The organism is Mesorhizobium sp. M1334 (assembly GCF_040317995.1).
Lineage (GTDB): Bacteria > Pseudomonadota > Alphaproteobacteria > Rhizobiales > Rhizobiaceae > Mesorhizobium.
In genome coordinates, this window is record NZ_JAMYLM010000003.1 from 362,226 (window position 1) to 387,615 (window position 25,390).

A 25,390-nucleotide genomic window follows, 5' to 3' on the forward strand; every position below is an offset into this window, starting at 1 on the left:
GGCAAGCAAACGGGGAATCGCCTTGCCATGACGGACATTTCTGGGGAACTGGTTTTTCGCCGCGGCAAGGAAGTCGGCAAGGCCGTCTACCAGAACCGCCCGCTGTCGAAAGCTGGCATCTCCGAGCGCTTGTTCGCCTTCCTGTTCTCCGGCCTTGTCTACCCGCAGATCTGGGAAGACCCCGAAATCGACATGGACGCAATGCAACTCGGCAAGGGCCACCGCATCGTCACCATTGCCTCCGGCGGCTGTAACATCCTCGCCTATCTCACCCGGTCGCCAGAAAGGATCGATGCCGTCGACCTCAACGCCGCGCATATTGCGCTGAACCGCATGAAGCTCGCAGCGGTGCGTCACCTGCCGTCGCAGGGCGACCTGTTCCGTTTCTTCGGCGCGGCTGGGACCGGGCACAATTCGCAGGCCTACGATCGCTTCATCGCACCGCATCTCGACCCCGTCAGCCGCCATTATTGGGAGCGCCGCAACTGGCGTGGTCGTCGCCGCATCGCCGTCTTCGACCGCAATTTCTACCAGACCGGCCTGCTTGGCCTGTTCATCGCCATGGGCCACCGCACCGCAAAATTTTTCGGCGTCGACCCGGCCGGCATCATGGACGCCAAGAGCATCGCCGATCAGCGCCGCTTCTTCGACGAAGAGCTGGCGCCGGTCTTCGAAAAACCGCTGCTGAAATGGGCGACGTCGCGAAAAGCCTCGCTGTTCGGCCTCGGCATTCCGCCGGCCCAGTACGATTCGCTGCTCACCTCGGGTGACGGCACCATGGCCAGCGTGCTGAAGGCACGACTGGAAAAGCTCGCCTGCGATTTTCCGCTGAAGACCAATTATTTCGCCTGGCAGGCTTTCGCCCGCCGCTACCCTAATCCGGGCGAAGCCGCCCTGCCCGCCTACCTCGAAAAACGCAACTACAAGACGATCCGCAACAATGTCGATCGCGTTGCCATCCACCACGCCAATCTGATCGAGTTCCTTGCCGGCAAGGATGCCGGCTCGGTCGACCGCTTCGTGCTGCTCGATGCACAGGACTGGATGACCGACGGCCAGCTCAACGGGTTGTGGGCCGAGATCACCCGAACCGCCTCGACAGGCGCCCGCGTCATCTTCCGTACCGCGGCGGAACCCAGCCTGCTGCCCGGCCGCGTCTCGAATTCGCTGCTCGACCAGTGGCGCTACGAGAACGACGCCTCGCGCGAGTTTTCGGCCTGCGATCGCTCGGCCATCTATGGCGGCTTCCATCTCTATGTGAAGCGGTCCGCATGAGCACGACCGAATTGCCGGCCAGCCATGCCGAACTGATGGGCGGTGTCTACCGCTGGCAGCGTCACATCTACGACCTGACCCGCAAATATTATCTGCTCGGCCGCGACCGGCTTATCGCCGGACTGGATGTGCCGGCCGGCGGCACGGTGCTCGAGCTTGGCTGCGGCACCGGCCGCAACATTATCCTGGCTGCCCGCCGCTATCCCGGCGCGCGCTTCTTCGGCCTCGATATTTCGGCCGAGATGCTGGAGACGGCCGCTGCCGCCCTCGCGCGCGAAGGCCTCTCCGGCCGCGTCACACTGGCGCGCGGCGACGCCACTGATTTCGACGCAAAGGCGCTGTTCGGCGTCAAAAGTTTCGACCGCGTCTTTGTCTCGTATTCGCTGTCGATGATCCCCGGCTGGGAGAAGACGGTGTCTGCGGCACTTGCTGCCCTGTCACCGGGCGGCTCGCTGCACGTCGTCGATTTTGGCCAGCAGGAAGCCTTGCCCAGCTGGTTCCGCACGCTGTTGCGCGGCTGGCTGAAAAAATTCCACGTCGAGCCGCGTGAATCGTTGCGCGCGGTTCTGGATTCGGAATCTGCAAGAACCGGCGCAAGCTTCCGTTTCCAAACGCTTTGTCGCGGCTATGCGTGGCTCGCCGTAATCGGCCCAGGTCGATAGCCAGGATGTGTTGAGATTCAGGTCAGGCCGAGTCGAAAACGGTGGGGTTGCGAGAACCGGAGCGGAGCGTCCTTTAGGGTACGTGAGCACCGGCCTACGCCGGCCGTAGCCTTAACTGCCACGACCGCTCATGAGTGCTTTGGCCCGGCGAAGGCCGGAAGCGCAGGAAACCGCCGTTTGCAGGCCGGCATCACCTTAGTATCGATACAGCCTAATGCAGCGCCTTGACCAGCGCCGCCACCATCGCCTGCGGCCGGTAGCCGAGCCTGGCCGGCGTCAGGCCGAGCCGCACCACAACCAGCTGCTCCGAGGGGACGATGGCGACCGTTTGCCCGTCATGCCCCTCCATCCAATAGGTGTCCTTGGGCAGGCCTGCGGCAATGCCGGCGCCGGGGTTTTCTTCGTCGCCCGGTCCTTCGATCCATAATTGCCCCTTGCCGTAGACCTTCGAGGCAGTTGCCGGTTCCCGCATCCAGTCGACGAAGCCGGCGGGCAGTATCTCTTTGCCGTTCCAGACGCCGCCCTGCAGCAGGAACTGGCCGAAGCGCGCCCAATCGCGTGCCGTGGCATAGAGATAGGACGAGCCGACGAAGGTGCCGTGCTCGTCGGCTTCAAGCACCGCGCTGTGCATGCCGAGCGGATCGAACAGCGCGGCCCTCGGCCAGGCCAGCGCCTTGTCCTTGTCGCCGATCGCGTCCTGCCACAATCGGGACAGCATCACCGCCGTGCCGCTCGAATAGGAAAACACCTTGCCGACCTCGCCGGTCAGCGGCTTGGATCCGGCAAAGCCCGCCATGTCCGGTTCGAGATAGAGCATACGCGTCACATCGGCGACGTCGCCGTAATCCTCGTTGAATTCCAGCCCGCTCGACATCGCCATCATGTCGGCGAGGCTGATCATGGCGCGGCCATCTCCCTTCCAGGGACCGAACAGGCCCTGGTTGGTCATCGCCAGCTTGCCGCCCTTCACCAGCGTGCCGACGATCGCCGCATTCACCGTCTTGGTCATCGACCAGCCCAATAGTGGCGTCTTTTCGGAAAAGCCGTCGCCATAGCGCTCAGCGACGATGCGGCCGCTCTTGACCACCACCACCGCCCGCATCCCGGCGCCGGTCATTGCTGGATCGTCGAGGACCTTCACGACCTCGGGATCCTGCGAGGCACCGACATCGTCGCCTTCCGGCCACATCGCATCGGGCAGCGGCGCCGGCGTCGGTGGAGCGCCGGCGATAACCTTGGCGGCGGCAATATCCCCGTCGGGAACCGAGGCGCAGCCGAGCCCCTCGCGAGCGACCGCGACACTTTTGCCGAGCGCGCCGAACAGGCCCGCCGAAACCGTTCCCTTCTCCTTGTCCACCGACACTCTCATCAGCTTCAGCAGCGGATGACCCGGCGCCTGCACATCGACGGCGAGCACGTCGTTGGCGTCGCGCCCGGCGATGAAGACGTTCGAGCAGACGATCTTGGCCGCATAGCCGGAACCGACGCGGATCAGTTCCGGCGGCGCGAAATACAGCCAGCCGGCGAGTATCGCGGCGGCCAGCACAGCCAGGCCGAGCAGCCATTTGACGAACTTCAAAAGGATCTGCATTTTGAGTTCCCCCGACGCGCTCGATCTATGTCATCGATTTGCCGCCATTGTTTCGGCAAAATCGCGGCTCTTGTCGAGCGCCGTCAACCGAATATCAACCATGATCGGCGATCACAGGTGCATGTCGCCCAAAAGCGCGCAGCGGTTTTGGGACCACGACATGCACAGACGAAAGAGCCAAGCGCGTCGAAGCGACGCGCTTGGACAGACCGGGCGATCCTGTGGGGTGACCGTCCGGCGGGGCTTGAATGCATGCGTCCCAAAACTGCGCAACGGTTTGGGAAATGCATGAAACGAAGATCCAGGCGCGTCGCGTAAGTCGGTTTCAGACACGCTGCGCCCGGTCGAGGGGCCACCCGCGGAAAGACCCATCAGCGGCCGGCTGAAACCGGCTCGGGAAGTAGCGATGCGCCGTTTCGCGGTCCTCATCACGCTGATGCTGCTTGGTGCCTGCTCGACGGTCGAGGATCTGACGCCATCGTCGTCCAGTGCCGCGACGGTTGCGGTACGCGCGCCCCGTTTTGCCGATTCCGACCCGCATGAATGGGATAGCGGCGCACCGTGGAGCTATGCCGTCCACGGCACCGACGTCTCCAAATACCAGACCTCGATCGACTGGCCGGCGGCCAGGGCCAGCGGCATCTCCTTCGCTTTCATCAAGGCAACCGAGGGCGGAGACCGGTTCGATGAAGCTTTCAACGAGCATTGGAGCCGCACCAAGGCCTCGGGCATCCCCCGCGCCGCCTATCACTTCTTCTACTTTTGCACGCCGGCCGCGACCCAGGCGCGCTGGTTCATCCAGAACGTGCCCAAAGACAACTCGGCGATGCCGCCGGTCCTCGACATGGAATGGAACCCGAAATCGCCGACGTGCAAGCTGCGGCCCGATCCCGCCACGGTACGCAGCGAGATGAGCACGTTCCTCGAAATCGTCGAAAAACACTACGGCAAGAAGCCGATCATCTACACGTCGCTCGACTTCTTCGAAGATAATGGTTTGTCGGGTTTCCGCGGCTACCCCTATTGGCTGCGCTCTGTCGCCGGGCATCCGCGCCAGAAATACGGCAGCCATCCCTTCACCTTCTGGCAGTATACCGGAACGGGCGTCGTGCCGGGCATGGCCGGAAACGCCGACATCAACGTCTTCAACGGCTCCGAAGCCGCGTGGAAGAAGTGGTTGCGGCAGAACACCCGTTGACACCGGGCCTGCCGCCTGCTTTTCGACACAGCCAATAACGAATGCCTGCAACCGCTGGTAATCTTTTCGGAAGGATGGCGATGCGATTGCGCTTTGGACTTCTCGCGGCGCTGCTCCTGAGCGCCGTGCCGGCCGCGGCACAGCAATGCGGCGGCGATTTCGAGGCATGGAAGCAGGGCGTGGCGGCGGAGGCCAGGGCGGACGGCGTCGGCGCTGCCGGCCTTGATGCGCTGGAAAACGCCACCCTCGATGAGAAGGCGTTGGCACGCGACCGCGCCCAGGGCGTCTTCACCCAGACCTTCATCGAATTCTCGAACCGCATGATCTCGTCCCATCGGCTGAAGCAAGGTGCGGCCAATCTGCACAAATATGCCGAGGTCTTTGCCCGCGCGGATCGCGAATACGGCGTCCAGGCGCCGGTCATTGCCGCTTTCTGGGCCCTTGAAACCGATTTTGGCGCCGTGCAAGGCGATTTTCACACACTGAATGCGCTGGTGAGCCTCTCGTATGACTGCCGCCGCCCGCAGTTGTTCCGGCCGCAGATCGTTCCGCTGCTGATCTTGATCGATCGCGGCGTGGTGCCGGCCGACGTGACCGGTGCCTGGGCCGGCGAGATCGGCCAGACGCAGATGTTGCCTTCCGACTATCTCGGCCACGGCGTCGACGGCGACGGCGATGGCCTGGTCGACCTGCGCGGCAGCGCGCCGGACGTGATCATGAGCACGGCCAGCAAGATCCAGTCGCGCGGCTGGAAGCGCGACCAGCCCTGGATCGAGGAAGTCCGTGTGCCCGACAACTTGCCGTGGGAGCAGACAGGGCGCACCAACAAGCTGCCGTTGACGCAATGGAGCCAGTGGGGCGTTACCAGGCCCGACGGTACGCCGCTTCTCGACAACGGCCTGAAGGCCGGCCTGGCGCTACCCATGGGTCGCAAGGGGCCAGCCTTCCTGACCTACGACAATTTCGACGTCTATCTCGAGTGGAACCAGTCCTTTACCTATGCCCTGACAGCGGCAAATCTTGCCGCCCGGCTGGGGGGCGCTCCGCGATTCGATCCGCGCAACCCCGACCCGGGCCTCGACGGCGACCAGATGAAGGCGCTACAGACCAAGCTCGAGGCGAGAGGCTATGACGTCGGCACCGTCGACGGCATCCTCGGCACCAACACCCGCGAAGCGATCCGCAAGGAGCAGATGCGGCTGGGCTTGCCGGTCGACGGCTGGCCGACGCCGGAGCTGCTGGCCAGGCTGTGAGGGTGGTGAATGGTAAAAGAATAGCACCGGAGCCGCACTTGAGCACCAGAGCTACCACCATTCACTATTCACATCACCGCCTCGCAAGCAGGAAATCGATGAAGGCTCGCAGCGGCGTGGGAACCTGCCGGGAACTCGCGTGGTATAAATAAAAGCCCGGAAATCTCGGCGACCAGGCTTCGAGAAAGCGGATAAGCTTTCCCGCTTCGATCCACGGCCGGACCTGATATTCCAGCATGTACGCCACGCCGACCCCATCCAGAACCGCCCCCATCATCAGGTCCGTATCGTTTACCGTCAGGCCGCCGCTGACGGCCACTTCCAGGGCACGTTGGCCCTGGGCGAACTCCCAGCGGTAGAGATTGCCGCCGCTCGGCCACTGGAAATTGATGCACTGGTGCTGATGCAGGTCCGCGGGATGGCGGGGTATCGGGCGATGCTCCAGATAGCTCGGCGCCGCCACTGCGGCCATCTCGAGTTCCTCGCTGAGCTTCACCGCCACCATGTCCTTGTGCAGCCGCTCACCCAGTCTGATTCCGGCATCGAAGCGACCTTCGACGATGTCGGTGAGCATGTCGTCAACGATGATGGTGAGGGCGATATCGGGATAGGCGCGGCGGAAGTCACCGAGGATCGGCGCGATGAAACGCGTGGCGGCAATGCGCGGAACATTGATGCGCAGCGAGCCTGCCGGCCGGCCGCGTGATGCATGCGCGTCGGCGACGGCCCCTTCCAGTTCGCTGAACGCCGGCGCGATGCGGGCAAACAGCTTCTCGCCCTCAGCGGTCGGCGACATGCTGCGCGTGGTGCGGTTGAGCAGGCGGACACCGAGACGCTCTTCCAGCCCGCGTATCGTCTGGCTGAGTGCTGGAGGCGAAATTCTGAGCTTGGCCGCGGCGCGGACAAAGCTGCCCTCTTCGATGATTGTTGCAAATGCCGTGAGTTCGGAAAACTCGGTTCCGCGCATTATGTACCCCAGGCTTAATAAGTCAGTTACATAATAGGCTATTCTCTGAGCAATAGCATGCCCCTAGCTGTCGCTGGAACGCCGCTCGATCGGGGCGGCCGTATCCAGACGGAAGGAACAGCCATGCATCGTCCACTCGAAGGCAAAACCGCACTTGTGACCGGCAGTTCGCGCGGCATCGGACGCGCCATCGCGGAGGGGCTCGCAACCAAGGGTGCTGCCGTGGTCGTCAACTATGTCGGCAACGAGAAAGCCGCCAGGGAAGTCGTTGCCGCCATTGAAGGGAATGGCGGAAAAGCCGTCGCCATCCAGGCGGACGTCTCCAGCATCCCCGATATTCGCAGGCTGTTCGACGAAACCGAAAGGCAGATGGGGCCGATTGACATCGTCGTCGCCAATGTCGGCGTCGCCGTCATAAAGCCGCTCGTCGAGGCTACCGAAGCGGACTTCGATCATGTGTTCGGCACCAATGCCAAGGGCACCTTCTTCACGCTTCAGGAGGCGGCGCGCCGCGTTCGCGACGGTGGCCGCATCATTGCCGTCTCCACTGGTGGAACCAAGATGTTCTTCACGCAGACGGCGCTCTATTTCGGCAGCAAGGGAGCCGTCGAGCAGTTCGTCCGCGTCCTCTCGCGCGAACTCGGCCCGCGCGCCGTTACCGTGAATGCGCTGTCGCCAGGCTTCACCGACACCGACCTGCTTCCGGAGCGGGACCGGGCCGTGGCCGCAGGCATGTCGCCCTTCGGCCGGATCGGAGCACCGCGCGACGTCGCCGATGTCGCGGTTTTCCTGGCTTCGGACGAAGCTCGCTGGCTGACCGGCGAGAACATCCAGGCCGGCGGCGGAGTAGCCTGACTACTCGGGGGCGAAGGGTGAAGGGTGAAGGGTGAAGGGTGACGATTCACCGAAGCGGACGGAACGCAAGAACCGCTTCCATTCACCATCAACTAATCCGCCATCGTCTCCAGGCTGGCAAACCCCTGCGGTGCATCGCCTTCGTCGAATGGCGTCGCCACCTCGACGAAAGTATCGGGATAGAAGCCGTTGAACCGTGTCCGGAGCGACAGCGAATAGGCGCCGATATGGCCGATCTCGATCCAGTCACCGGTATCGACGGTTTCGGGCAGCCAGAACGGCCGCGACAGTATATCGACGGAATCGCAGGTCGCACCACAGACCTTGAACGGCACGATGGTCTTGTCCTCGCCATTGCGCGAGCGGATCGCCGGATCGGGGATGAAGCGTGCCGGCAGCGTGATCTTGCCGGTCCATGAATCCGACAGCGACGCCCAGATGCCGTCATTGATGTAGAGCCTTTTGCCCTTGCGCAGCAGCACGCGCACGATCAGCGACAGGCAGCGCGCCACGATCACCCGGCCGGGCTCGGCCACCAGCTGCATCTGGTCGAATTGGTACTCCTGGAGGTCGCCCGACAGCCGCGACATGATCTGGCCGAGCGACGGCATTTCCGGCTTGCGGCTGTTCGGATCATGACCGTATTCGGCGGGAAAGCCGCCGCCGACATCGAGCCCGGCAATATCGAAGCCGACGCGGTTGCGCACCCAGTCGGCGGAGGCCAGCGCCCGCTCGTAAGTGTCGGGATCCTCGATCTGGCTGCCGACGTGAAAGCACAGCCCGACCTTGTAGCCGGTCCGGTTCAGCCGTTCGGCCAGTTCGACCGCGTTGGCCGGTCCGGCGCCGAACTTCTTCGACAGTTCGTAGGCCGCCGAGCCTTTCGTCTGGATGCGCACGAACACGGTGATGGCGCCCGGATCGATGTCGAGAGCCCGCACCACCCTGGTCAGCTTGGTGATCTCGTCCTCATGGTCGAGCGAAATGACGCGAATGGCGTATTTTTCCAGCGCCAGCCTGATGTCCGACTGCGCCTTCACCGGGTGCATGTAGAGCATCTCGGCGTCCGGCGAGACGGCGCGCACGGCGGCGAATTCGCCGGGTGAGGCCACATCGAAGGCGCTGACGCCGGCCTCGACCAGCGCATTGAGCACGATCTGCTCGCCATTGGTCTTGACCGCATAGGCGGTCTTGCCGGGAAACATGCCCATGAACTGTTTGGCGTCCGCCTTCAGCACCTGCGGGCGGAAGCAATAGATCGGATCGTCCGGGCGAAGCGCCAGCGCTGCCTCGCGGGCATTTTCGAATCGCTGCATGGACGAATCCCTTGACTGAGGCTGCGCACAATTAATCCAAGCTAGCGGCTAATGAAAACAATTCTATGTCTCGCCGCCCCGGCTTCGCGGCGCTACGCCGTTCTGTGCGCCGGTTATGAGCGAGCTAGGCCATCACTCAGGTTTCGGGTGGCCCTTGCCGCCGGACCGGGTAGAGCGTGAACAGATGCCTGAAGAGAGCAAGGCATCTCGTCTGGGAGGACGACCAATGGCGATAGCTGCCACCACCACGATGCGCGGGCCGATGGTGCTCAAGGACTGGGCGCAACTTCTGCTGCTCGGCGCCATCTGGGGCGGTTCGTTCTTCTTTGCCCGGATTGCGGTGTCGGAACTTCCTCCGCTGGTGCTGGTGCTGTTTCGCGTCACCATCGCGGCGACCGCGTTGCAGCTCTACCTTGCGGTTCGCGGTCCATCCTTTCGCCTCGCCTTCCCACATGCCGGACTGTTCTTCCTGCTGGCGCTCGCCAACAATGTCATCCCTTTCTCGCTGATCTTTGCCGGCCAGACCGAGCTCGGCGCCGGTGTCGCCTCGGTGCTTAATTCGACCACGCCGTTCTGGACGCTGATCCTCGCCAACGCCCTGACCAGCGACGAAAAACTGTCATGGAACAAGCTTGCCGGCATCGCCCTCGGTATCGCGGGAACGGCGGTGATGATCGGTCCTGGACTGATTGCCGGGCTCGGCGGCCCGGTCTGGGCGAAATTCGCGCTCATCGGTGCCTCGGTCACCTATGCGGTTGCGCTGATGATTGCCCGCCGCTTCAAGGGTGTGCCGTCACCGGTCATTGCCGCCGGACAATTGACCTGCTCGACCATCATCATGATCCCGGTCGTTCTGTTCACCTATGACGCTGCCACTCTGTTTTCGGCTTCGCCGCCGGTATGGGCGGCGGTGCTGGCGCTGGCGCTGCTGTCGACCGCCTTCGCCTACATCCTCTATTTCAACCTCGTCGCCTCGGCCGGCGCCACCAACGCCTCGCTGGTCACGCTCATCGTGCCGGCCAGTGCGATCCTGCTCGGCTTGCTGTTCCTGGGCGAGCGGCTCGAACTGTTCGAATTGGGCGGCATGGCGCTGATTGCGCTCGGCCTCGTCACCATCGACGGTCGCTTGTTCGGGCGGCGTTAGAGCATGTTCCCCAACTCTCAGCTCGAAATCGATTCCGATTTCCGCTGCGGTAGCGCTGCCATTCTCGTTGTTGCCCCGGCTTCGCCACAAATTATTCACAGGTCCAACGCCGGCTTTTGACCAAGAGTTTCAATACCTAACGGCAAACGGCAGGTCGCAAATTCCACAATCTCGTCGCATTGCAGCAAAGTTTCTGCTTGCCTGTGGCACAAATGACCCTAGACTCTCGCCATAGCTCTTAAGAGGAGGCTATGACATGGGACTGACGAGGCCGATCAACGCATTGATGATTTGTGCTGCGTTTGCATTCATCGGCGCCCTCATTATGGGCGTCCTTCCATAAGGCCGCTGAGCGGGGGAAGACCAGCACCGAATATTACAAACCATTGAAAAGGCCGGGCATTTTGCCCGGCCTTTGCATTCCCCCGATCTTTGACATTTCAAAAAGGAGCTTGCCGCCTTACGCCGCGGCGGATCCCGCCGCCTCGACTTCGTGCGACCTGATGCCGATCATGTGGCAGATGGCGAAGACCAGATCGGCCCGGTTCATCGTATAGAAGTGGAAATCGCCGACGCCACGCTCGACCAGGTCCAGCACCTGCTCGGCGGCCACGGCAGATGCCACCAGCGCATGCGTTTGCGGATCGTTCTGCAGCCCATCGAAACGCTCGGCCAGCCATGCCGGCACCAAGGCGCCGCACCGCGCCGAGAAGTTGGCGACCTGGGTGAAATTGTGCACCGGCAATATGCCCGGCACGATTGGTATGTAGATGCCGGCCCGCCGTGCCCGCTCGACATAGCGCTCATAGAGATCGTTGTCGAAGAAGAACTGGGTGATCGCCCGCGTCGCCCCATTGTCGGCCTTGCGCTTCAGCATGTCGAAATCGGTGGCGAAATCCGGACTCTCCGGATGTTTTTCCGGATAGGCCGAGACCGATATGTCGAAATCGCCGGCGCCCTTCAGCGCATCGACCAATTCGGCGCCATTGGCATAGCCTTCCGGGTGCGGCCGGTAAGCCGCGCCGACCCCCTCGGCCGGATCGCCGCGCAGGGCGACGAAACGCTTGACGCCCATATCGGCGAACTCCCGGATCACCGCATCGACCTCGTGGCGTGCCGCGTCGACGCAGGTCATGTGCGCCGCCGGCGTCAGCGACGTTTCGTTGAGGATGCGCTTGACGGTGCGGGCCGTGCGCTCGCGGGTCGAACCACCGGCGCCATAAGTGACCGAGACGAATTTCGGCTTGAGCGGCTCCAGCCGGGTGACCGTGTCCCACAGCCTTGCTTCCATCTCGTCGTTTTTCGGCGGAAAGAACTCGAACGACACCCTGACCTTGTCGCCGATGTCGGGACGGCGGGAGAAGCGGAACTGGTTCATCAGGCGGTTTCCCCTATCGGATACGCATTGGCCGGTTGTCTGTCGTTGGAAGGCTCGGCAATCAGCATGCGCCGATCGCGGCCGAGCCAGAGTTTGACGGTGAGCTTGGCCTCGTTGCCACCGCGCGGTTCGAATTCCTGGCTGTCCTCGAGGTCGAGGCCGGCCTCGGAGAACCAGTCGGCGATTTGCCGGTCGGAAAAGCCGAGGCGCATATGCGCGTGCTCCTCGCGCAAGAACTCCAGCGTGTGCGGCGCGAAATCGACGATCACCAGCCGGCCGGCCGGGCGCAACAGACGCGCCGCCTCTCGGATGGCGCGGGCAGGATCGTCGAGATAGTGCAGCACCTGATGGATGGTAACGAGATCGAAGGCGTCGCGTTCGACCGGCGGCGCGAAAATGTCGCCCTGCCGCACCTGCGCATTCGAAACGCCGGCCTTGTCGAGATTGGCGCGCGCCACCGTCAGCATTTCGCGCGACATGTCGATGCCGATACCGCGCCGATAGAGCGGCGAAAAGATCTCGAGCAGTCGTCCGGTGCCGGTGCCGAGATCGAGCATCGACTGGAACGGCCGCTTGCCGACGAGCTTGATGAGAGCTGCTTCGACGGCGCGGTCCGGCACATGCAGCGAGCGGATATGGTCCCAGCTTGCGGCGTTGACCGAGAAATATTCGGCAGCCCGGTCCTGCCGTTTGCGCTTGACCGCGGCCAGCCGTTCGAGATCACGCTCGACCTGCGGATCGGCGCCGCGGATGCCGGAGACCAGCCTGAGCACAAAATCGCGCGACGTGTCGGAATCCGAAAGCCGGAAGAAAGCCCACGAGCCCTCCTGGTAGCGGCCGATCAGCCCTGCCTCCAGCAGCAATTTCAAATGGCGCGAGACGCGCGGCTGCGACTGGCCGAGGATTTCGGTGAGATCTGAAACGGTCAGATCGCCGCGCGACAGCAGCGCCAATATACGCAGCCGGCTGGATTCGGCAGCCGCCTTCAATGTATCTACCATCGTGTCGAGAGCGACATGCATGCGAGCATTCTCTTTGAAAAGATATAAACATATGTTTATGTCGGTTTTGATGGGTTTGCAAGCGCTATGTCGCTTCCGGACAAGAAAATGACGCATGCGCAGCGGATCGCGCAAAGCCGGATGCATCGAGGCGAGGCCCATGTTCGAAACGCGCAGCGGCGAAAAGCTCCTGGAAACCGACCCGGCAACGATGCCGCCGGATGGCCATGTCGTCTTCATCGGCCGCATCGCTTCGCCTTGGATCACGCGGGAGACTTGCCCCAAAAACATGGAGGCCGCGCGGGAGACGGGACAGCCGGCGCACTTGGTCATCGACCCGCTTTATCGTGATGGCCTGCTTGGGCTGGAACGCGCCAGCCACGTGATCGTCCTGTCCTGGCTGCACCATGCGCCGCGGCAACTGATTGTCCAGAAACCCCGCCATGCCACAGAGCCGAAAGGCGTCTTTTCGCTGCGCTCCCCTGCCCGGCCGAATCCTGTCGGACTGCATGTCGCCAGGCTGGTTGCCGTCGATATCGATACCGGCCGCATCGATCTCGATGCCATCGACGTGCTCGACGGCACGCCGGTCATCGACATCAAGCCCTACTTCGCCTCGACCGATGCCTTCGCCGAGGCGACCATGGCCGGGCGGGACGAGTCGTCCAGATCGGACGGGCAGTGAGCGCCCCGACCGGCCGCCGCCGCGCCATCGCCAAGGCACTGACAGCGCTCCTGCCGCTGGCGCCCTATGCCGACATGGAAAAGATCCGTTCCGATGCCGGCGCCGTGCACATGAAGACCTTGCCACCGAGCATTGCGGTGTGGCTGGCGACGATAGCGCATATTCGCCACGCCCATACCGACTACGAAAAGCTGCTGGCCGAAGGCTATGACCGCGATTCCGCGCGCTTCTTCGTCATCGAGCAAACCAACATCGTGCTAACCCGCTGGCGTGCCACCCGTCTGCTCGATGACGAGGACGAGGAATAGAGCGATGGCAGATACACGCGTCGAGTTCTACGGCGCCCCCCTCTGTCCTGCCGACGTCAGTCCGGCAACATCGGAACTTTCAAAGCCAGAAACAAAAAAACCGCCTCGGAGGGCGGATCGTTGGAGCCAATTAGCACCATGCCGAAATTAGTAGCATAGCTGCCGGAACAAAGCAAGAACAAAATACGCAGCGCGCGGCTTTGCCTGGCTTTGCCGCCTTGCCTAGAAAACAATCAGGCCCGGTAAATCCACTGCTCCGGCACGCGCACCGAAATCTCCTCGCCGGCAGTGATCGTGCCGGGCTTCTCGACCCAGGCGACGAGCCCGCGCAACCGCTTCGCTGCTTTCGGGAACAGCAGCGCGCCGGCCTCGACGTCGGCTATCCCGGCATGCTCGGCGACCGACCTGCCCGCGATCCGGCAAGGCCCGTTCTGCGCGTCGACCTTGACGGTTGCGCCGCCTTTGAAGAACAGCAGCGTGCCGGATGGCAACATCGAGAGGTGCGGCAGGCCTTCGATCACGAGATTGGCGCCGATCCATTCCGGCTTGATCTCGGCGATGCCCATCCGTTCGGCGACGATTGCCAGTTCGTCCGCCGCCACGATCGACAATTGCCGCTCGTTGCGCATCTCGGTGCCGCGCGGATACCAGGGCTCGCGCCCGCCGGAGCGCCGCGTCGTGCCGGCGTGGAAATCGCCATCGATGCCGTCGAAGCCGAGCTGCAACGTATCCACTGCCCGTGTCTCGAAATGATCGAACGGTGCGAGGTAAAGCGCTGCCACCCTGGCGGCGAGTTTTCGCGCGGGCACGATCTCGACCGGAGTTTCGGCTTCGGGAAAAAGATCCGGCATGGGTTCGTGCCTCGCGTGATACGCGCAATTAGCTGCGGTCAGCTCATCAGGTCCAGTCGAAAGCGCTGATGCTCCGATCAAGCGGACTGATGCGATTGCCAGGCGCGCTCCAATGCCTGTGCCGTCCGCGCCGAAATAGTCAGAGCATGCGCAACAGCGCACCGCCGATCGAGTAGCCGGCGCCGAACGCGCAGAGCAGGCCGTAGTCGCCGGCCTTCATGTCGGCATGGTTCTCCGACAGGGCGATGATGGCGCCGGCGGCGGCGGTGTTGCCGAGGCGCTCCAGCACCATCGGCGCGCGGTCATGGTCGACGTCATGGCCGAACGACAGTTTCAGGATCATGGCGTTCATCCGCGCATTGGCCTGATGCAGCCAGAAGCGCCGGATCGCTTGCGGCGTCAGCCCGTGCTCGGCCAGGAACTCGACGATGAATTTGTGGCCGGCAACGGTGACTTCCTTGAACACCTTGTTGCCGATCTGCTTGATCAGATTGCCTTCCAGATCGATCATATACGGATCGTCCTGGGTGGCGCGGGTATGATAACCGAGATTGGTGCGGATGCTGTTCGACATCTGCGTCCAGGTACGCGTATCCAGCACCTCGAATCGGCCCGGCCGCTTCTCGCCCTGGGCGAGCCCTTCGACGACCATCGACACGGAAGCGTCGCCAAAGATGAAATGCGTCTGCCGGTCGCGAAAATTGAGATGGCCGGTGATGATCTCCGGCGTCGTCACCAGCACGCGTTTGTGCGCCCCTGCCCGCACCAGGTTGACGGCGATGTGCAACGCGGCCGCCGCCGAAGAGCAGCCAAGCCCCATGTCGAAACCGGCGCCCTTCGTGCCCAGTGCCTGCTGCATTTCGATGGCGATCGCCGGATAGGGCCGCTGATGATGCGAGGCCGAGCAGATCACCAGGTCGATATCCCCTGGCTTTAGCCCGGCATGATCGAGCGCCTTGCTGGCCGAGGCGATGCCGAATTCGGCCTCCAGCGACAGCGCATCGTCGGGCCGCGCCGGGAAGCGCGGCGCCATGCGGGTCGGGTCGAGGATGCCCTCCCGTTCGATGACATGGCGGGTCTGGACGCCCGAGGCATGGACGATGAAGGCACTGTCCGATTTCTGCAGCAGCGGCTCGCCGGACACCTCGCGGCGGACGTTCTCCATGTCCACCCAGCTGTTGAAGCTGGCGACGAGTTCCTCATTGGTGATCGAAGCCCCGGGGATTTCAACGCCGATGCCGCTGATGATGACGCGATGCATTTTCAGTTCGTCCCGTGCGCAGGCGTTGCGGCTTCATGTCGCGCCGCAAAAAGCTCGGCGCAACCTCTTTTGCACCTAGCCAGTTTATGCCGGCTTAAATCAAGTCCCTGGAAAGGGTCTAAAAGTTCCTAAGCAGCGCGCCGCGCCACGATGAAGAGACGGGGAAAGCGCAGCAACACCTTGCCGCTTGCCGTTTTCGGATAGGCTTCGCTGATCCCGGCCGTGTAGCGCTTCAGGAAAAGCTGCCGCTCGTCTTCGTCGAGCGGATCGAGGAACGGCTTCAGCCCCGTCGACTTCACCCATTCGACGATCGCCTCGGCATCGGCCAGCGGATGGTTGTAAATCGTGTGCCAGATATCGAGCCGATCCGAGAACGGCGACAGAAGGTCGTAATAGAACGAGACCGGCGGCAGCGGCGCGCGAGCCGCGCGCTCGAGCTTTTCGGTGAACGGCATCTCGGCCGCGGTCTCGCGCATCAGCCGGTGCGAGGGCTCAGCCATGTTGTCCGGCATCTGCACGGCAAGCGCGCCGCCGGGAGCCAAGAATCCCATCAGCCGCTGGAAGACTGCCGGATGCTCCGGCAGCCACTGGAACACCGCGTTAGCGAAGATCACGTCGACGGGTTCGGTCGGCTGCCACGCCGCCGCATCCGCCAGCGCAAAGCTGACGCCGGGCAGGCGCGCCTTGGCCTTCTCGATCATGTCGGGCGAGGTATCGAAGCCGCTGATTTGCGCCTGCGGCCAGCGCTCGACCAGCAATTCGGTCAAATTGCCCGGTCCGCAGCCAATATCGACCACCAGGCGCGGTTCTGGCACCGGCACCTGTGCAACGAGATCGCGCGCCGGCCGCGTGCGCTCATCCTCGAATTTCAGGTAGAGGGCGGCGGACCAGTCTTTTCCTGTTTTGAAAGTTAACTTTCCGCCCCGTGAATCTTTCTGTGCCGTCATAACGACTCGCCGCCATGCGTTGATTGACGTTCACGCATATTGCGTAGACCCTTTGACCATGAAAATGGGATTCCAAGAGACTCAAGCAGCATACGACAGCGGTTCGCAAAGCGCGAGAATCTGGACGGAGCGGTGGGCGTCAGAATGGCTATACTGCCCCAACTGCGGGAATTCGCGCCTGACGCAGTTTCCGGCAAATCTCCCTGTTGCCGATTTTTACTGCGATAAGTGCGATGATCAATACGAACTAAAAAGCGCAAAGAAACCGTTCGGCAGAAAACTCGCCAATGGTGCGTATAGCAGAAAAATCGAGCGGCTGAATTCGTCAACGAACCCCAACTTTTTTCTACTCAAATACGATTTTAACCAGCGACTGGTGGAGTCCGTCTGCGTTATCCCAAAACATTTTTTCACGCCAGCAATCGTAGAACGCAGGACGCCGCTCTCCCAAGCAGCACGCCGCGCCGGCTGGATTGGTTCGAATATCCTTCTTAGCCGGGTCCCTGAAGCGGGAAGAATCCACCTTGTCAGAAACGGTGTGATCACCTCGAAAGAAGAGGTTTTGGCAGCTTGGAAGCGAACTGTGTTCCTACGCGATGCGCCCCACGACACCAGGGGATGGCTCGTTGAGGTCATGCGATGTATCGAGTCGATCGGCACAGACGAATTTGACATCGACCAGGCCTACGCATTTGAGCCACAGTTGGCTCTCCTTTACCCGAACAACCAGAATATTAGACCTAAAATCCGTCAACAACTTCAGTTTCTTCGCGACAAGGGATATCTTAGGTTCCTGTCCCGTGGTCGATATCAGGTAGCGCGATAACGCAGGTGATCTACGTCAGATCGTTTTTGGTCAGGTCTAAGAATGGCTTGGTATCTCAACAACTACAGATGTTATAAATGTCACAGGTATTGGGCTACTGATTGGTCCTGCGCCTGTGACGACGAGTGTCCATATTGCCAAGCGCGCAATGCGACAGCCATCGATAGCGTCGATCTGACCAACATTGTGGTTCAAGAGAACGACGCGTTTATAGTCCTTAACTCGCCACCGACGGCAGAACACCACCCCGACTACCGGGAAGTTGCGCGGTTCTCTTCAGCCAAACTCGCCGAGGACTTCATAGAGACACTCGACAGAGAATTCTAAACGAGGCGCACGGACTATCTTGTCAGCCGCTTATACGTCATGCGGTGCGGGTTGACCGCGTCCGGCCCGAGTCTACGGATCTTGTCCTGCTCGTAATCCTCGAAATTGCCTTCGAACCATTCGACATGGCTGTCGCCCTCGAAGGCGAGGATGTGCGTCGCCAGACGATCGAGGAACATGCGGTCGTGCGAGATGATGACGGCGCAGCCGGCGAAGTTTTCTAGCGCGTCTTCGAGTGCGGCCAGCGTTTCGGTATCGAGATCGTTGGTCGGTTCGTCGAGCAGCAGCACATTGCCGCCGGTCTTCAGCATCTTGGCCAGATGCACACGGTTGCGCTGGCCGCCGGACAGGTTGCCGACCTTTTGCTGCTGATCGCCGCCGCGAAAGTTGAACGACGCGCAATAGGCGCGCGTGTTGGCCTCGAACTTGCCGAGCTTGACCACTTCGGCGCCGCCCGAGATTTCTTCCCAGACGGTCTTGGTCGGGTCGAGCGCGTCGCGGCTCTGGTCGACATAACCGAGCTTGACCGTCTCGCCGACGCGAATGGTGCCGGCGTCCGGCTTTTCCTGGCCGGTGATCATGCGGAACAGCGTCGTCTTGCCGGCGCCGTTCGGGCCGATGACGCCGACGATGCCGCCCGGCGGCAGCTTGAATTCGAGGTCGTCGATCAAAAGCGTGTCGCCAAAGCCCTTCGACAGGCCCTCGACCTCGATCACTACATTGCCGAGCCGCTCGCCATGCGGAATGACGATCTGCGTGTCGCTCGGACGCCGCTTGTCGGCTGCATCCAGCAGATCCTGGAAGGCCTGGATACGGGCCTTCGACTTGGTCTGCCGGGCTTTCGGGCTGGACTGTATCCACTCGCGCTCGCGGCCGATCGCCCGCTGGCGGGCATCGTCCTCGCGGCCTTCCTGCTTGAGCCGCTTGGCCTTGGCTTCGAGATATTTGGTGTAGTTGCCTTCGTACGGGATACCGCGGCCGCGATCGAGCTCGAGGATCCAGCCGGTGACATTGTCGAGGAAGTAGCGGTCGTGGGTGATGATCATCACCGCGCCTGGATAGGCACGCAGATGCTTTTCCAGCCACGCCGTCGTCTCGGCGTCGAGATGGTTGGTCGGCTCGTCGAGCAGCAGCAAATCGGGCTGGCGCAGCAAGAGCTGGCAGAGCGCGACACGGCGGCGCTCGCCGCCCGACAGCTTGGTGACATCGGCCTCCTTGGGCGGACAGCCGAGCGCTTCCATCGCCATCTCGACCTGCTGTTCGAGATCCCAGAGGTTGAGCCGGTCCATCTCGTCCTGCAGCTTGGCCGACTCGTCCGCCGTCTCGTCGGAATAGTTCATCATCAATTCGTTGTAGCGCTCGATGATGGCGGTCTTGGCCGCGACGCCTTCCATGACGTTTTCGAACACGTTCTTGTTCGGATCGAGCGCCGGCTCCTGCGCCAGGTAACCGACGGTAGCACCCTCGGCCAGCCAGGCCTCGCCGCTCCACTCCTTGTCGATGCCGGCCATGATCTTGAGGATCGTCGACTTGCCGGCGCCGTTGGGGCCGAGGATGCCGATCTTGGCGTCCGGGTAGAAGGACAGATGGATGTTCTCGAGCACCTTCTTGGTGCCGTAGGCCTTGTTGAGGCCGGCCATGTGATAGATGAACTGGCGTGCCACGCGCGCTTTCCCTGAAAAGTCGACTGATGTCGGATTGAATGGAAGTTGGGGGCTATGTAAGCGATGCGGCCCCGAACGGCAAACAGTTTTGGCCCCAAGCGGATTTGGTCGCACCCACAAACGCTTAGCCGCTTCATTTCGTGCCGGCACCCAGGCGAAAGCTCCGGTTAACCATTCCGCGTCAAACAATGTTGGATAGGAAATCGCTGGCAGCCGCGATTTCGGGGAGAGAGATCGGGCCGTGTTGAACAGTTTCCTGCTTTTTGCCGAAGCGGTTCTCTATTTCGGCATCATGGTCACGCTTTTCCGGTTCAGGGGCCGCATCGGCCTCGGCGTCTTTGTTTGCGCCCTTGGCGTCATGCATTTCCTGGAAACCTATCTCGCCAGCGTCTTCTACGTCGCGCTGCCGTTCGGCATGGTATCGCCGGGTTCGGCCGTGCTCTTTTCCGGCAAGCTGGTCATGCTGCTCCTGCTCTACATCAAGGAGGACGCGGCAACTGTCCGCCAGCCGATCTACGGCCTGCTGCTCGGCAATGCCCTGATGATCGGGCTCGTGCTGATCCTGCGCCTGCACGACATCGCACCGCTGCCCGACGGCAAGCTTCCCGACATCGGCTTCATCGACGAGATGGGCTGGCTGATGGTGTGGGGCACGACGCTGCTGTTCGTCGACGCCATCCTGGTCATTCTGCTCTATGAAAAGCTCGGCAAATATCTGCGCAAGGCGCTTTTCACCCGCATCCTGGTCTGCGTCGCCTGCGTGCTCACCTTCGACCAGGCAGGTTTTTTCACGGCGCTGCATTTCGTCACCGGTGCGCCGGTCGCCGTGTTTTTCGGCGGCTGGTTCGCCAAGATGGCAGCGGCCGTGGTCTACAGCACCATGCTGGTCACCTATATCAGGTGGTTCGAGGCGCGGCAGGTGCCGGCGCCGCGCGGGCTTTCCGACATTTTCGACACGCTGACCTATCGCGAGCGCTATGAGGCGCTGGTCGAGCATGTCGGTCGCGACGGCCTCACCGGCCTCCTGCACAGGGGGCGCTTCGACAGCGACGGCGAGGCCGCCGTGGCCACCAGCCTGCGGACCGCCAGGCCGCTCAGCCTGCTGATCATCGATGTCGACCATTTCAAATCGATCAACGACCGCTTCGGCCATGCCGAGGGCGACAGGGTGCTGAAAGCCCTGGCAATTTTGCTTGGCGAACTTGTCGGGACCGACGATCAATTGTTCAGGATCGGCGGCGAGGAATTCGCCATCCTCGGCTGGCGTCCGCAGCCGCTCGCCAGACTGCTGGGCGAGACCGTCAGGCAAGCGGTCAAGACGTCCGCGAGCACCAGCCGGTTCGACATTACCGTCAGCGCCGGCATCTCGACGGTCAGCGAGACGACCCGTTGCCTTGCCGATCTCTTCGCGCTGGCCGACCAGCGTCTCTACAAGGCCAAATCCACGGGACGCGATCGCGTTGTCGGCGAACCGGGCGGCAACGAAGCAGACGGGCGCAACACATGGACCAGGCCGGAGCGCAGCGCCGGCGCGTAACGCTACCCTGGCCTGCGATTGGCTCAATCAGGGTTGTTTGCGCCGCTGCCATGCGCCGATCGCAACCGAAACCGCCATCAGCGCGATCGCCAGCCATTTCAACGCGGTAATAATCGGGCCGGCTTCGATGTCGTAGGCAATGAACAGAAGAATGCCCGGTACCAGCAGGCCGCAGAGCACGAGCGTGATCCGGTTGATCTGCCATGACACTTTTGCCGCAAGCGCCTGATCGCCGGGCACGGCGACAAGTGCGGCCCGCATTGCCTTCGGCGCCACCAGCGCGGTCGAAAGACGCAGCGAGATAGGCAGGCCGATGCCGATGATCAGCAAGGCGCATGCCGCTAGGAGCAGCGAAAACTTCTGCGCACTGGTTTCGGCCGGTAGCGGGAACAGCAGCGCCGCCAGCGGCAGGAAGATACAGAATATCCCGAACGCGGCGATGGCGATGAAGATCGCCGCGTTGACCAGCGTGAACAATTGGTACGTGCCGCCGTCGACGGGTTTGGCGAGCGTGGCCATGCGCGCCCACTCCACTTCGGTGTAGGAAAAGCCCGGCCACTCCATATGGCCGTCGCGGGTCGCCGTCATGCCCTTGGCCCAGAACGCCAACCGCGCCAGCGCGCCGCTCGTCACGCCACTCATCGCCACCCCCTGCGAATGATACCCCCCGGGATCATACCATCCCCGGTGCAAAGCGACAGTCGCGTACGGCCTGTTTACTGGAACCCGACGGCATCGACCGCGCCCTTCGGGCAGCCGGCCTTGGCTGTCGGCGCCGAGGCAAGCAGCAGGGCACCGAGCGAGGCGTTCGACGCAATCGGGCCGGTCAGGCCGAGCGTCAGCTCGCCGATCAGCCGCCTGCCGTTCGAGGGATCGACCACGCAGGAAACGCGGACCCGGTCGCCCGCGCCTTTGCCGAAGGTAACGTCGAAGGTGCTGCGGATCTGATCGGATGTCAGTTGCTTGCCGATGTTCTTGATGAAGAGATCGCGCACCGGCGAAGCATTCATCGCGCGCATCAGGTTCAAGGCGTCGGAGAAATACTCCTGCTGGCTCTTGCCGTAGCAGGTGCCGTGCTTGATCCATTCATGCCTTTCGAGGGCGGACGCGGTGCCGGGCATCACCTGGTCGAGTTCCGATCGCGTTTTCGGGTCGAGGGTGACCGGCGGCAAATCCCGCCAGTGTGCCGGATCGTCGTTCGCCTTGTCGCTTGCCGCGACCTGGCAATAGAAATTTCCGTTCGGCTGCGGCCACAATCCATGCAAGGTGAAGTGGGTCGCATCGAAACCGGCGGCGGTCTGCGCCCGGCATTCGGTCTTGCTGGATTTGGTCTCACAGAAAGCAGGCTGCCAGCTCAGCGCGAAGACATATTCCGGCTTTCCGGACGCCGATGGCTTGTTCGGCTCGGCAGGCGCCGGTGCAGCAGGCATCGTCGACGCGCTGTCGCCCGAAACGTGACCGCAGCTGATCTTGACCCAGCGGCGCTCCGGATCGGCGCCCGGCACGCGAATGAGATAGTGAGTAGGCGCGTCCTTGTTGCCGGCCAGCAGATCATAACTCTGACCAGCCGCGGTCGAGACATTGCCGGGATTCTTGCCGCTCTTGATCGCCTGCGTTGCCGGACAGGCGGCGTCGGCGACGAAAGAGCCGGTCATCTTCACATCGGCCCGCGCTGCGCTTGCGCCGCCAAACGCAAGAAACACCGCCCCCCATATCGCCCAAATCCGCATTCCGGCACTCCTCGTGAATCACGCCGCAAGCTAGAAACTTGCGACATGTCAGAATTACGATTTCTTTCGCCGGCCGTAAAAACAATCGCCAGCGCATTGAGAGGCTCCCGCGTGGTCGATCAGGATCCGCCCGCCTCCACCCGTTCCGTCAGGGTGCGCAGCACATCAAGCGAGGCTTTCAGCGCGTCGGCGTCCATACCCTCCGAAATGCGGTTCGCCCAAACATGCTGGCGTGTGCCGATATTCTTGACCGCTGCCCGGCCGGCATCGGTTATCGACAACAGCTTGGCGCGGCGATGCGCCGGGTTGTCGGCGTAGACGGCAAGCCCCTCCGCAGCCAGTATGTCGGCCAGCCGCTGTACACTCTGACGGGCGAGACCCATGTCGCGGGCGATGTCGGCCACAGATTTCGGCTCCTTCAAAACTGCACCCAAAACCTGCCAGCGCGCTGCCGTCAGCCCGGTTGGAGCGGCCAGCCGGTCGGCCGCGTCCAGAAAACTGCCGTTCATCCTGAACACGGCAAGCACCAGTTCGGTGAGCACATTTGCCGCTTCGGTCCTGGTCGTCATTTCTGGCCGGCCTCGATGGTCGCGACGAAATTATTAACGGCTTCGGCTACGACCTCGGGCTTGTCAAGCATCACCCAATGGCCGCTGCCCGCCACGATCTGGCGCGGAATGTCCGTGCGCAGCCGGTGGAGCGCGGCTGGAGTGTCACTGGCCTCGGTAGCCAAAACGAACATAGGCCCGCGATACGCATCGAGTGCCGGCTCCGGGTTCCATTCGGCCAGCGCCTTGCCGACACCTGCCCTCGCCGCCGGATCGACCACTGCCGCATCGGCCAGAACACGCTGGCGAACAGCCGCGTTAGGGCCGGCAATCGACGTGTAATAGGCGTTCAGGACATCACGGCCTTGCGGACCGGCCAGATCGCGGACAAAGCCGTCACGAATCGCCTGCGGCAGCGCACGAGGATCGGTCGCCGGGTCGACGAGCAAGACACCGGCGACCCGGTCGGCATGGCTGGCGGCATAAGCGAGCGCCACGCCACCGCCGCCGCTGTGCGCGACAATGAGAAACCGCTTCAGGCCAAACGCGTCGGCCACGGCACCGACATCCATTGCACGACCGTCATAACCGTAGTCACCGTCCTGCGCCGGCGCGGAGGCGCCATGACCGCGAAAATCGAAGGCTACCGCCTCGCGGCCTTCGACGGAGAGCTGCATCACGCGGTCCCAGTGGGAAGCGCGGCTGCAATCTCCATGCAGGAACATGATCGGCAGGCCATTGCCAGCGTTGATCCTGTAAGTGGCAAGCTGGCCTTGCGGGCCTGGAACAGTGGACGTCATCATGGTCATCTCCCTGGTTTCCTGACTGAACGCAGCAATCCCTGACAACAGGGTGGCCGTCGTGAAGGCGAAGCCCGCCAGCAAGATTGCACGCCGCGAAATGGCCCCGGTGGTTTTCACAGTCATACCCGCAATCTGCCGCTGACAATTTGACAGTATGCTGTCATGTAATCACATTGACAGTATACTGTCAATTGCCGTCGAATGGGTACCTACGTCTCTTGACGTCGATCGCCGCGTCGCCCAACAGTCGCCGACGGGAGCGAGACATGCCATTTGACAAGCAGAGGATGCTGGCATCGCCGACCGGCGCCGAGCTCAACCTTTATGTGAAACACGCCACCGGCCAACCGCGCGCCATTGTCCAGATCAATCACGGGCTGGCCGAGCACGCGGCGCGCTATGCCCGCTTCGCCGATTTCCTCGGCGAGCGCGGCTACCAGGTCTACGCGCACGATCACCGTGGCCACGGCGCCACCAAGGCGCCCGATGCGCCACCGGGCAGGTTCGCCGATGCGGATGGCGGTGCCAAGGTCATCGCCGATGTCGCCGCCGTCCATGATCTCATCGCCAGGGAACAACCTGGCCTGCCGGTCATCGTCTTCGGCCACTCCTTGGGCGCGTCGGTCGCGCTGAACTTTGTCCTCCACCACTCGGCGCGCATCCATGCCACCGCGATCTGGAACGGCAATTTCTCGGCCGGACGGCTCGGCCAAATCGCGCTGGGCGTGCTTGCCTGGGAAAGGTTCCGGCTTGGCTCAGACGTACCGTCGCGCATGCTGCCCCGGCTGACGTTCCGGGCCTGGGGCAAGGCAGTGCCCGATCGCCGGACGCCATTCGACTGGCTGTCGCGCGATGCCGCCGAAGTCGAGAAGTACATCGCCGACCCGCTCTGCGGCTGGGACGCATCGGTGTCGATGTGGCAGGACATCGTCAAGATGACGCTGCATTGCGGCAGCGACCGCAATTTCTCCGGCGTGCGGCGCGACCTGTTCGTCAATCTGGTCGGAGGCGAGCAAGATCCGGCCTCGCACGGCGGCAAGGCGGTCAGCCATCTTGCCGGCCGAATGCACATGATGGGCTTTTCGAATCTCGTTTCAAAGGTTTACGCCAAAACCCGCCACGAAAGCCTGAACGAGATCAACCGAGACGTCATCATGGACGATTTTGCCGCCTGGGCCGATCGCGTGCTGAGGGCACGGTGATACTGGCCCATTGCAAGGGCCGTGACAGCGGCGCGCGGGATTGATAGAGGCTGCACTTTCGATC

24 protein-coding genes are annotated in these 25,390 nt (G+C 62.6%); 11 read left to right on the plus strand and 13 right to left on the minus strand.

The features are described from left to right. Window positions 1–27 precede the first annotated feature (27 nt). Both NKH17_RS08810 and NKH17_RS08815 read left to right on the plus strand, forming a co-directional pair. Window positions 28–1,275, plus strand: coding sequence for a BtaA family protein (locus tag NKH17_RS08810; protein WP_352900018.1), 1,248 nt, complete (start codon window positions 28–30; stop codon window positions 1,273–1,275). Then, window positions 1,272–1,937, plus strand: coding sequence for a class I SAM-dependent methyltransferase (locus tag NKH17_RS08815; protein WP_352900015.1), 666 nt, complete (start codon window positions 1,272–1,274; stop codon window positions 1,935–1,937). Before NKH17_RS08810 ends, NKH17_RS08815 begins: the two co-directional genes overlap by 4 nt. 211 nt (window positions 1,938–2,148) lie before the next feature. Here the strand turns inward: NKH17_RS08815 and NKH17_RS08820 are convergent, their stop codons facing one another. Then, on the minus strand, window positions 2,149–3,528 hold the full coding sequence (locus NKH17_RS08820) for a serine hydrolase domain-containing protein (protein WP_254819005.1): 1,380 nt from the start codon (window positions 3,526–3,528) through the stop codon (window positions 2,149–2,151). 406 nt (window positions 3,529–3,934) lie between these two features. Here NKH17_RS08820 and NKH17_RS08825 point away from each other — a divergent pair, with 406 nt between their 5' ends. Continuing rightward, window positions 3,935–4,726 (plus strand): glycoside hydrolase family 25 protein, encoded by a 792-nt coding sequence (locus tag NKH17_RS08825; RefSeq protein WP_352475386.1) that lies wholly within the window; start codon window positions 3,935–3,937, stop codon window positions 4,724–4,726. Between the two features lie 80 nt (window positions 4,727–4,806). Next, on the plus strand, window positions 4,807–5,979 hold the full coding sequence (locus NKH17_RS08830) for a lytic murein transglycosylase (protein WP_352475387.1): 1,173 nt from the start codon (window positions 4,807–4,809) through the stop codon (window positions 5,977–5,979). A gap of 73 nt (window positions 5,980–6,052) precedes the next feature. On the opposite strand, the gene NKH17_RS08835 is transcribed toward NKH17_RS08830, so the two are convergent. Beyond that, on the minus strand, window positions 6,053–6,946 hold the full coding sequence (locus NKH17_RS08835; protein WP_352475388.1) for a LysR family transcriptional regulator: 894 nt from the start codon (window positions 6,944–6,946) through the stop codon (window positions 6,053–6,055). A 123-nt stretch (window positions 6,947–7,069) separates the two neighbouring features. Between NKH17_RS08835 and NKH17_RS08840 the strand changes: the two genes are divergently transcribed. Then, on the plus strand, window positions 7,070–7,801 hold the full coding sequence (locus NKH17_RS08840; protein ID WP_352475389.1) for an SDR family oxidoreductase: 732 nt from the start codon (window positions 7,070–7,072) through the stop codon (window positions 7,799–7,801). 92 nt (window positions 7,802–7,893) lie between these two features. Here the strand turns inward: NKH17_RS08840 and NKH17_RS08845 are convergent, their stop codons facing one another. Then, on the minus strand, window positions 7,894–9,114 hold the full coding sequence (locus NKH17_RS08845) for an alanine racemase (protein ID WP_254819010.1): 1,221 nt from the start codon (window positions 9,112–9,114) through the stop codon (window positions 7,894–7,896). Window positions 9,115–9,340: 226 nt separating this feature from the next. Between NKH17_RS08845 and NKH17_RS08850 the strand changes: the two genes are divergently transcribed. Then, complete coding sequence (locus NKH17_RS08850; protein WP_352900010.1) at window positions 9,341–10,258, plus strand: DMT family transporter; 918 nt, start codon at window positions 9,341–9,343, stop codon at window positions 10,256–10,258. A gap of 460 nt (window positions 10,259–10,718) precedes the next feature. Here the strand turns inward: NKH17_RS08850 and metF are convergent, their stop codons facing one another. After that, on the minus strand, window positions 10,719–11,636 hold the full coding sequence (gene metF, locus NKH17_RS08855; RefSeq protein WP_254819012.1) for a methylenetetrahydrofolate reductase [NAD(P)H]: 918 nt from the start codon (window positions 11,634–11,636) through the stop codon (window positions 10,719–10,721). Next, entirely contained in the window at window positions 11,636–12,658 is a 1,023-nt protein-coding gene (locus tag NKH17_RS08860; RefSeq protein WP_352475391.1) for an ArsR/SmtB family transcription factor, read from the minus strand. The genes metF and NKH17_RS08860 overlap by 1 nt, the downstream gene beginning before the upstream one ends. Window positions 12,659–12,797: 139 nt before the next feature. On the opposite strand from NKH17_RS08860, the gene tsaA reads away from it, so the two are divergent. Continuing rightward, on the plus strand, window positions 12,798–13,322 hold the full coding sequence (gene tsaA, locus NKH17_RS08865) for a tRNA (N6-threonylcarbamoyladenosine(37)-N6)-methyltransferase TrmO (RefSeq protein ID WP_352475392.1): 525 nt from the start codon (window positions 12,798–12,800) through the stop codon (window positions 13,320–13,322). After that, window positions 13,319–13,630, plus strand: a complete 312-nt coding sequence (locus NKH17_RS08870; RefSeq protein ID WP_352475393.1) for a DUF2293 domain-containing protein — start codon at window positions 13,319–13,321, stop codon at window positions 13,628–13,630. The genes tsaA and NKH17_RS08870 overlap by 4 nt, the downstream gene beginning before the upstream one ends. A 233-nt stretch (window positions 13,631–13,863) precedes the next feature. On the opposite strand, the gene NKH17_RS08875 is transcribed toward NKH17_RS08870, so the two are convergent. From NKH17_RS08875 to tam, 3 genes are all read right to left on the minus strand, one after another. Further along, entirely contained in the window at window positions 13,864–14,481 is a 618-nt protein-coding gene (locus tag NKH17_RS08875) for an MOSC domain-containing protein (RefSeq protein ID WP_352475394.1), read from the minus strand. A gap of 139 nt (window positions 14,482–14,620) precedes the next feature. Continuing rightward, on the minus strand, window positions 14,621–15,742 hold the full coding sequence (locus tag NKH17_RS08880) for a beta-ketoacyl-ACP synthase III (protein WP_352900005.1): 1,122 nt from the start codon (window positions 15,740–15,742) through the stop codon (window positions 14,621–14,623). A gap of 128 nt (window positions 15,743–15,870) precedes the next feature. Then, a complete protein-coding gene (gene tam, locus NKH17_RS08885; protein WP_352900002.1) occupies window positions 15,871–16,689 on the minus strand; it encodes a trans-aconitate 2-methyltransferase in 819 nt (272 codons plus the stop codon). Window positions 16,690–16,747: 58 nt separating this feature from the next. Here tam and NKH17_RS08890 point away from each other — a divergent pair, with 58 nt between their 5' ends. Further along, window positions 16,748–17,515 carry a DpnI domain-containing protein gene (locus NKH17_RS08890; RefSeq protein ID WP_352808118.1) on the plus strand — a complete coding sequence of 256 codons (768 nt, stop codon included), beginning with the start codon at window positions 16,748–16,750 and terminating at the stop codon, window positions 17,513–17,515. A gap of 341 nt (window positions 17,516–17,856) precedes the next feature. Here NKH17_RS08890 and ettA read toward each other — a convergent pair whose 3' ends face one another. Continuing rightward, on the minus strand, window positions 17,857–19,506 hold the full coding sequence (gene ettA / locus NKH17_RS08895; RefSeq protein ID WP_254819019.1) for an energy-dependent translational throttle protein EttA: 1,650 nt from the start codon (window positions 19,504–19,506) through the stop codon (window positions 17,857–17,859). A 241-nt stretch (window positions 19,507–19,747) separates the two neighbouring features. Here ettA and NKH17_RS08900 point away from each other — a divergent pair, with 241 nt between their 5' ends. After that, window positions 19,748–21,043: a GGDEF domain-containing protein gene (locus NKH17_RS08900; RefSeq protein WP_352475397.1), complete on the plus strand. Its 1,296-nt coding sequence runs from the start codon at window positions 19,748–19,750 to the stop codon at window positions 21,041–21,043. A gap of 27 nt (window positions 21,044–21,070) precedes the next feature. Here the strand turns inward: NKH17_RS08900 and NKH17_RS08905 are convergent, their stop codons facing one another. The 4 genes from NKH17_RS08905 to NKH17_RS08920 all read right to left on the minus strand — a co-directional run bounded on the left by NKH17_RS08905 (window position 21,071) and on the right by NKH17_RS08920 (window position 24,124). After that, window positions 21,071–21,685, minus strand: coding sequence for a hypothetical protein (locus NKH17_RS08905; protein WP_352475746.1), 615 nt, complete (start codon window positions 21,683–21,685; stop codon window positions 21,071–21,073). 74 nt (window positions 21,686–21,759) lie between these two features. Next, window positions 21,760–22,773 (minus strand): ribonuclease T2, encoded by a 1,014-nt coding sequence (locus tag NKH17_RS08910; RefSeq protein ID WP_352799477.1) that lies wholly within the window; start codon window positions 22,771–22,773, stop codon window positions 21,760–21,762. Window positions 22,774–22,892: 119 nt separating this feature from the next. After that, the gene (locus tag NKH17_RS08915; protein ID WP_352808117.1) at window positions 22,893–23,342 is read right to left on the minus strand and encodes a MarR family winged helix-turn-helix transcriptional regulator; all 450 of its coding nucleotides are present in this window, start codon (window positions 23,340–23,342) and stop codon (window positions 22,893–22,895) included. Continuing rightward, complete coding sequence (locus NKH17_RS08920; RefSeq protein WP_352475398.1) at window positions 23,339–24,124, minus strand: alpha/beta fold hydrolase; 786 nt, start codon at window positions 24,122–24,124, stop codon at window positions 23,339–23,341. Before NKH17_RS08920 ends, NKH17_RS08915 begins: the two co-directional genes overlap by 4 nt. A gap of 266 nt (window positions 24,125–24,390) precedes the next feature. Between NKH17_RS08920 and NKH17_RS08925 the strand changes: the two genes are divergently transcribed. Next, window positions 24,391–25,326 carry an alpha/beta fold hydrolase gene (locus NKH17_RS08925; protein WP_352475399.1) on the plus strand — a complete coding sequence of 312 codons (936 nt, stop codon included), beginning with the start codon at window positions 24,391–24,393 and terminating at the stop codon, window positions 25,324–25,326. Window positions 25,327–25,390: the final 64 nt, after the last annotated feature.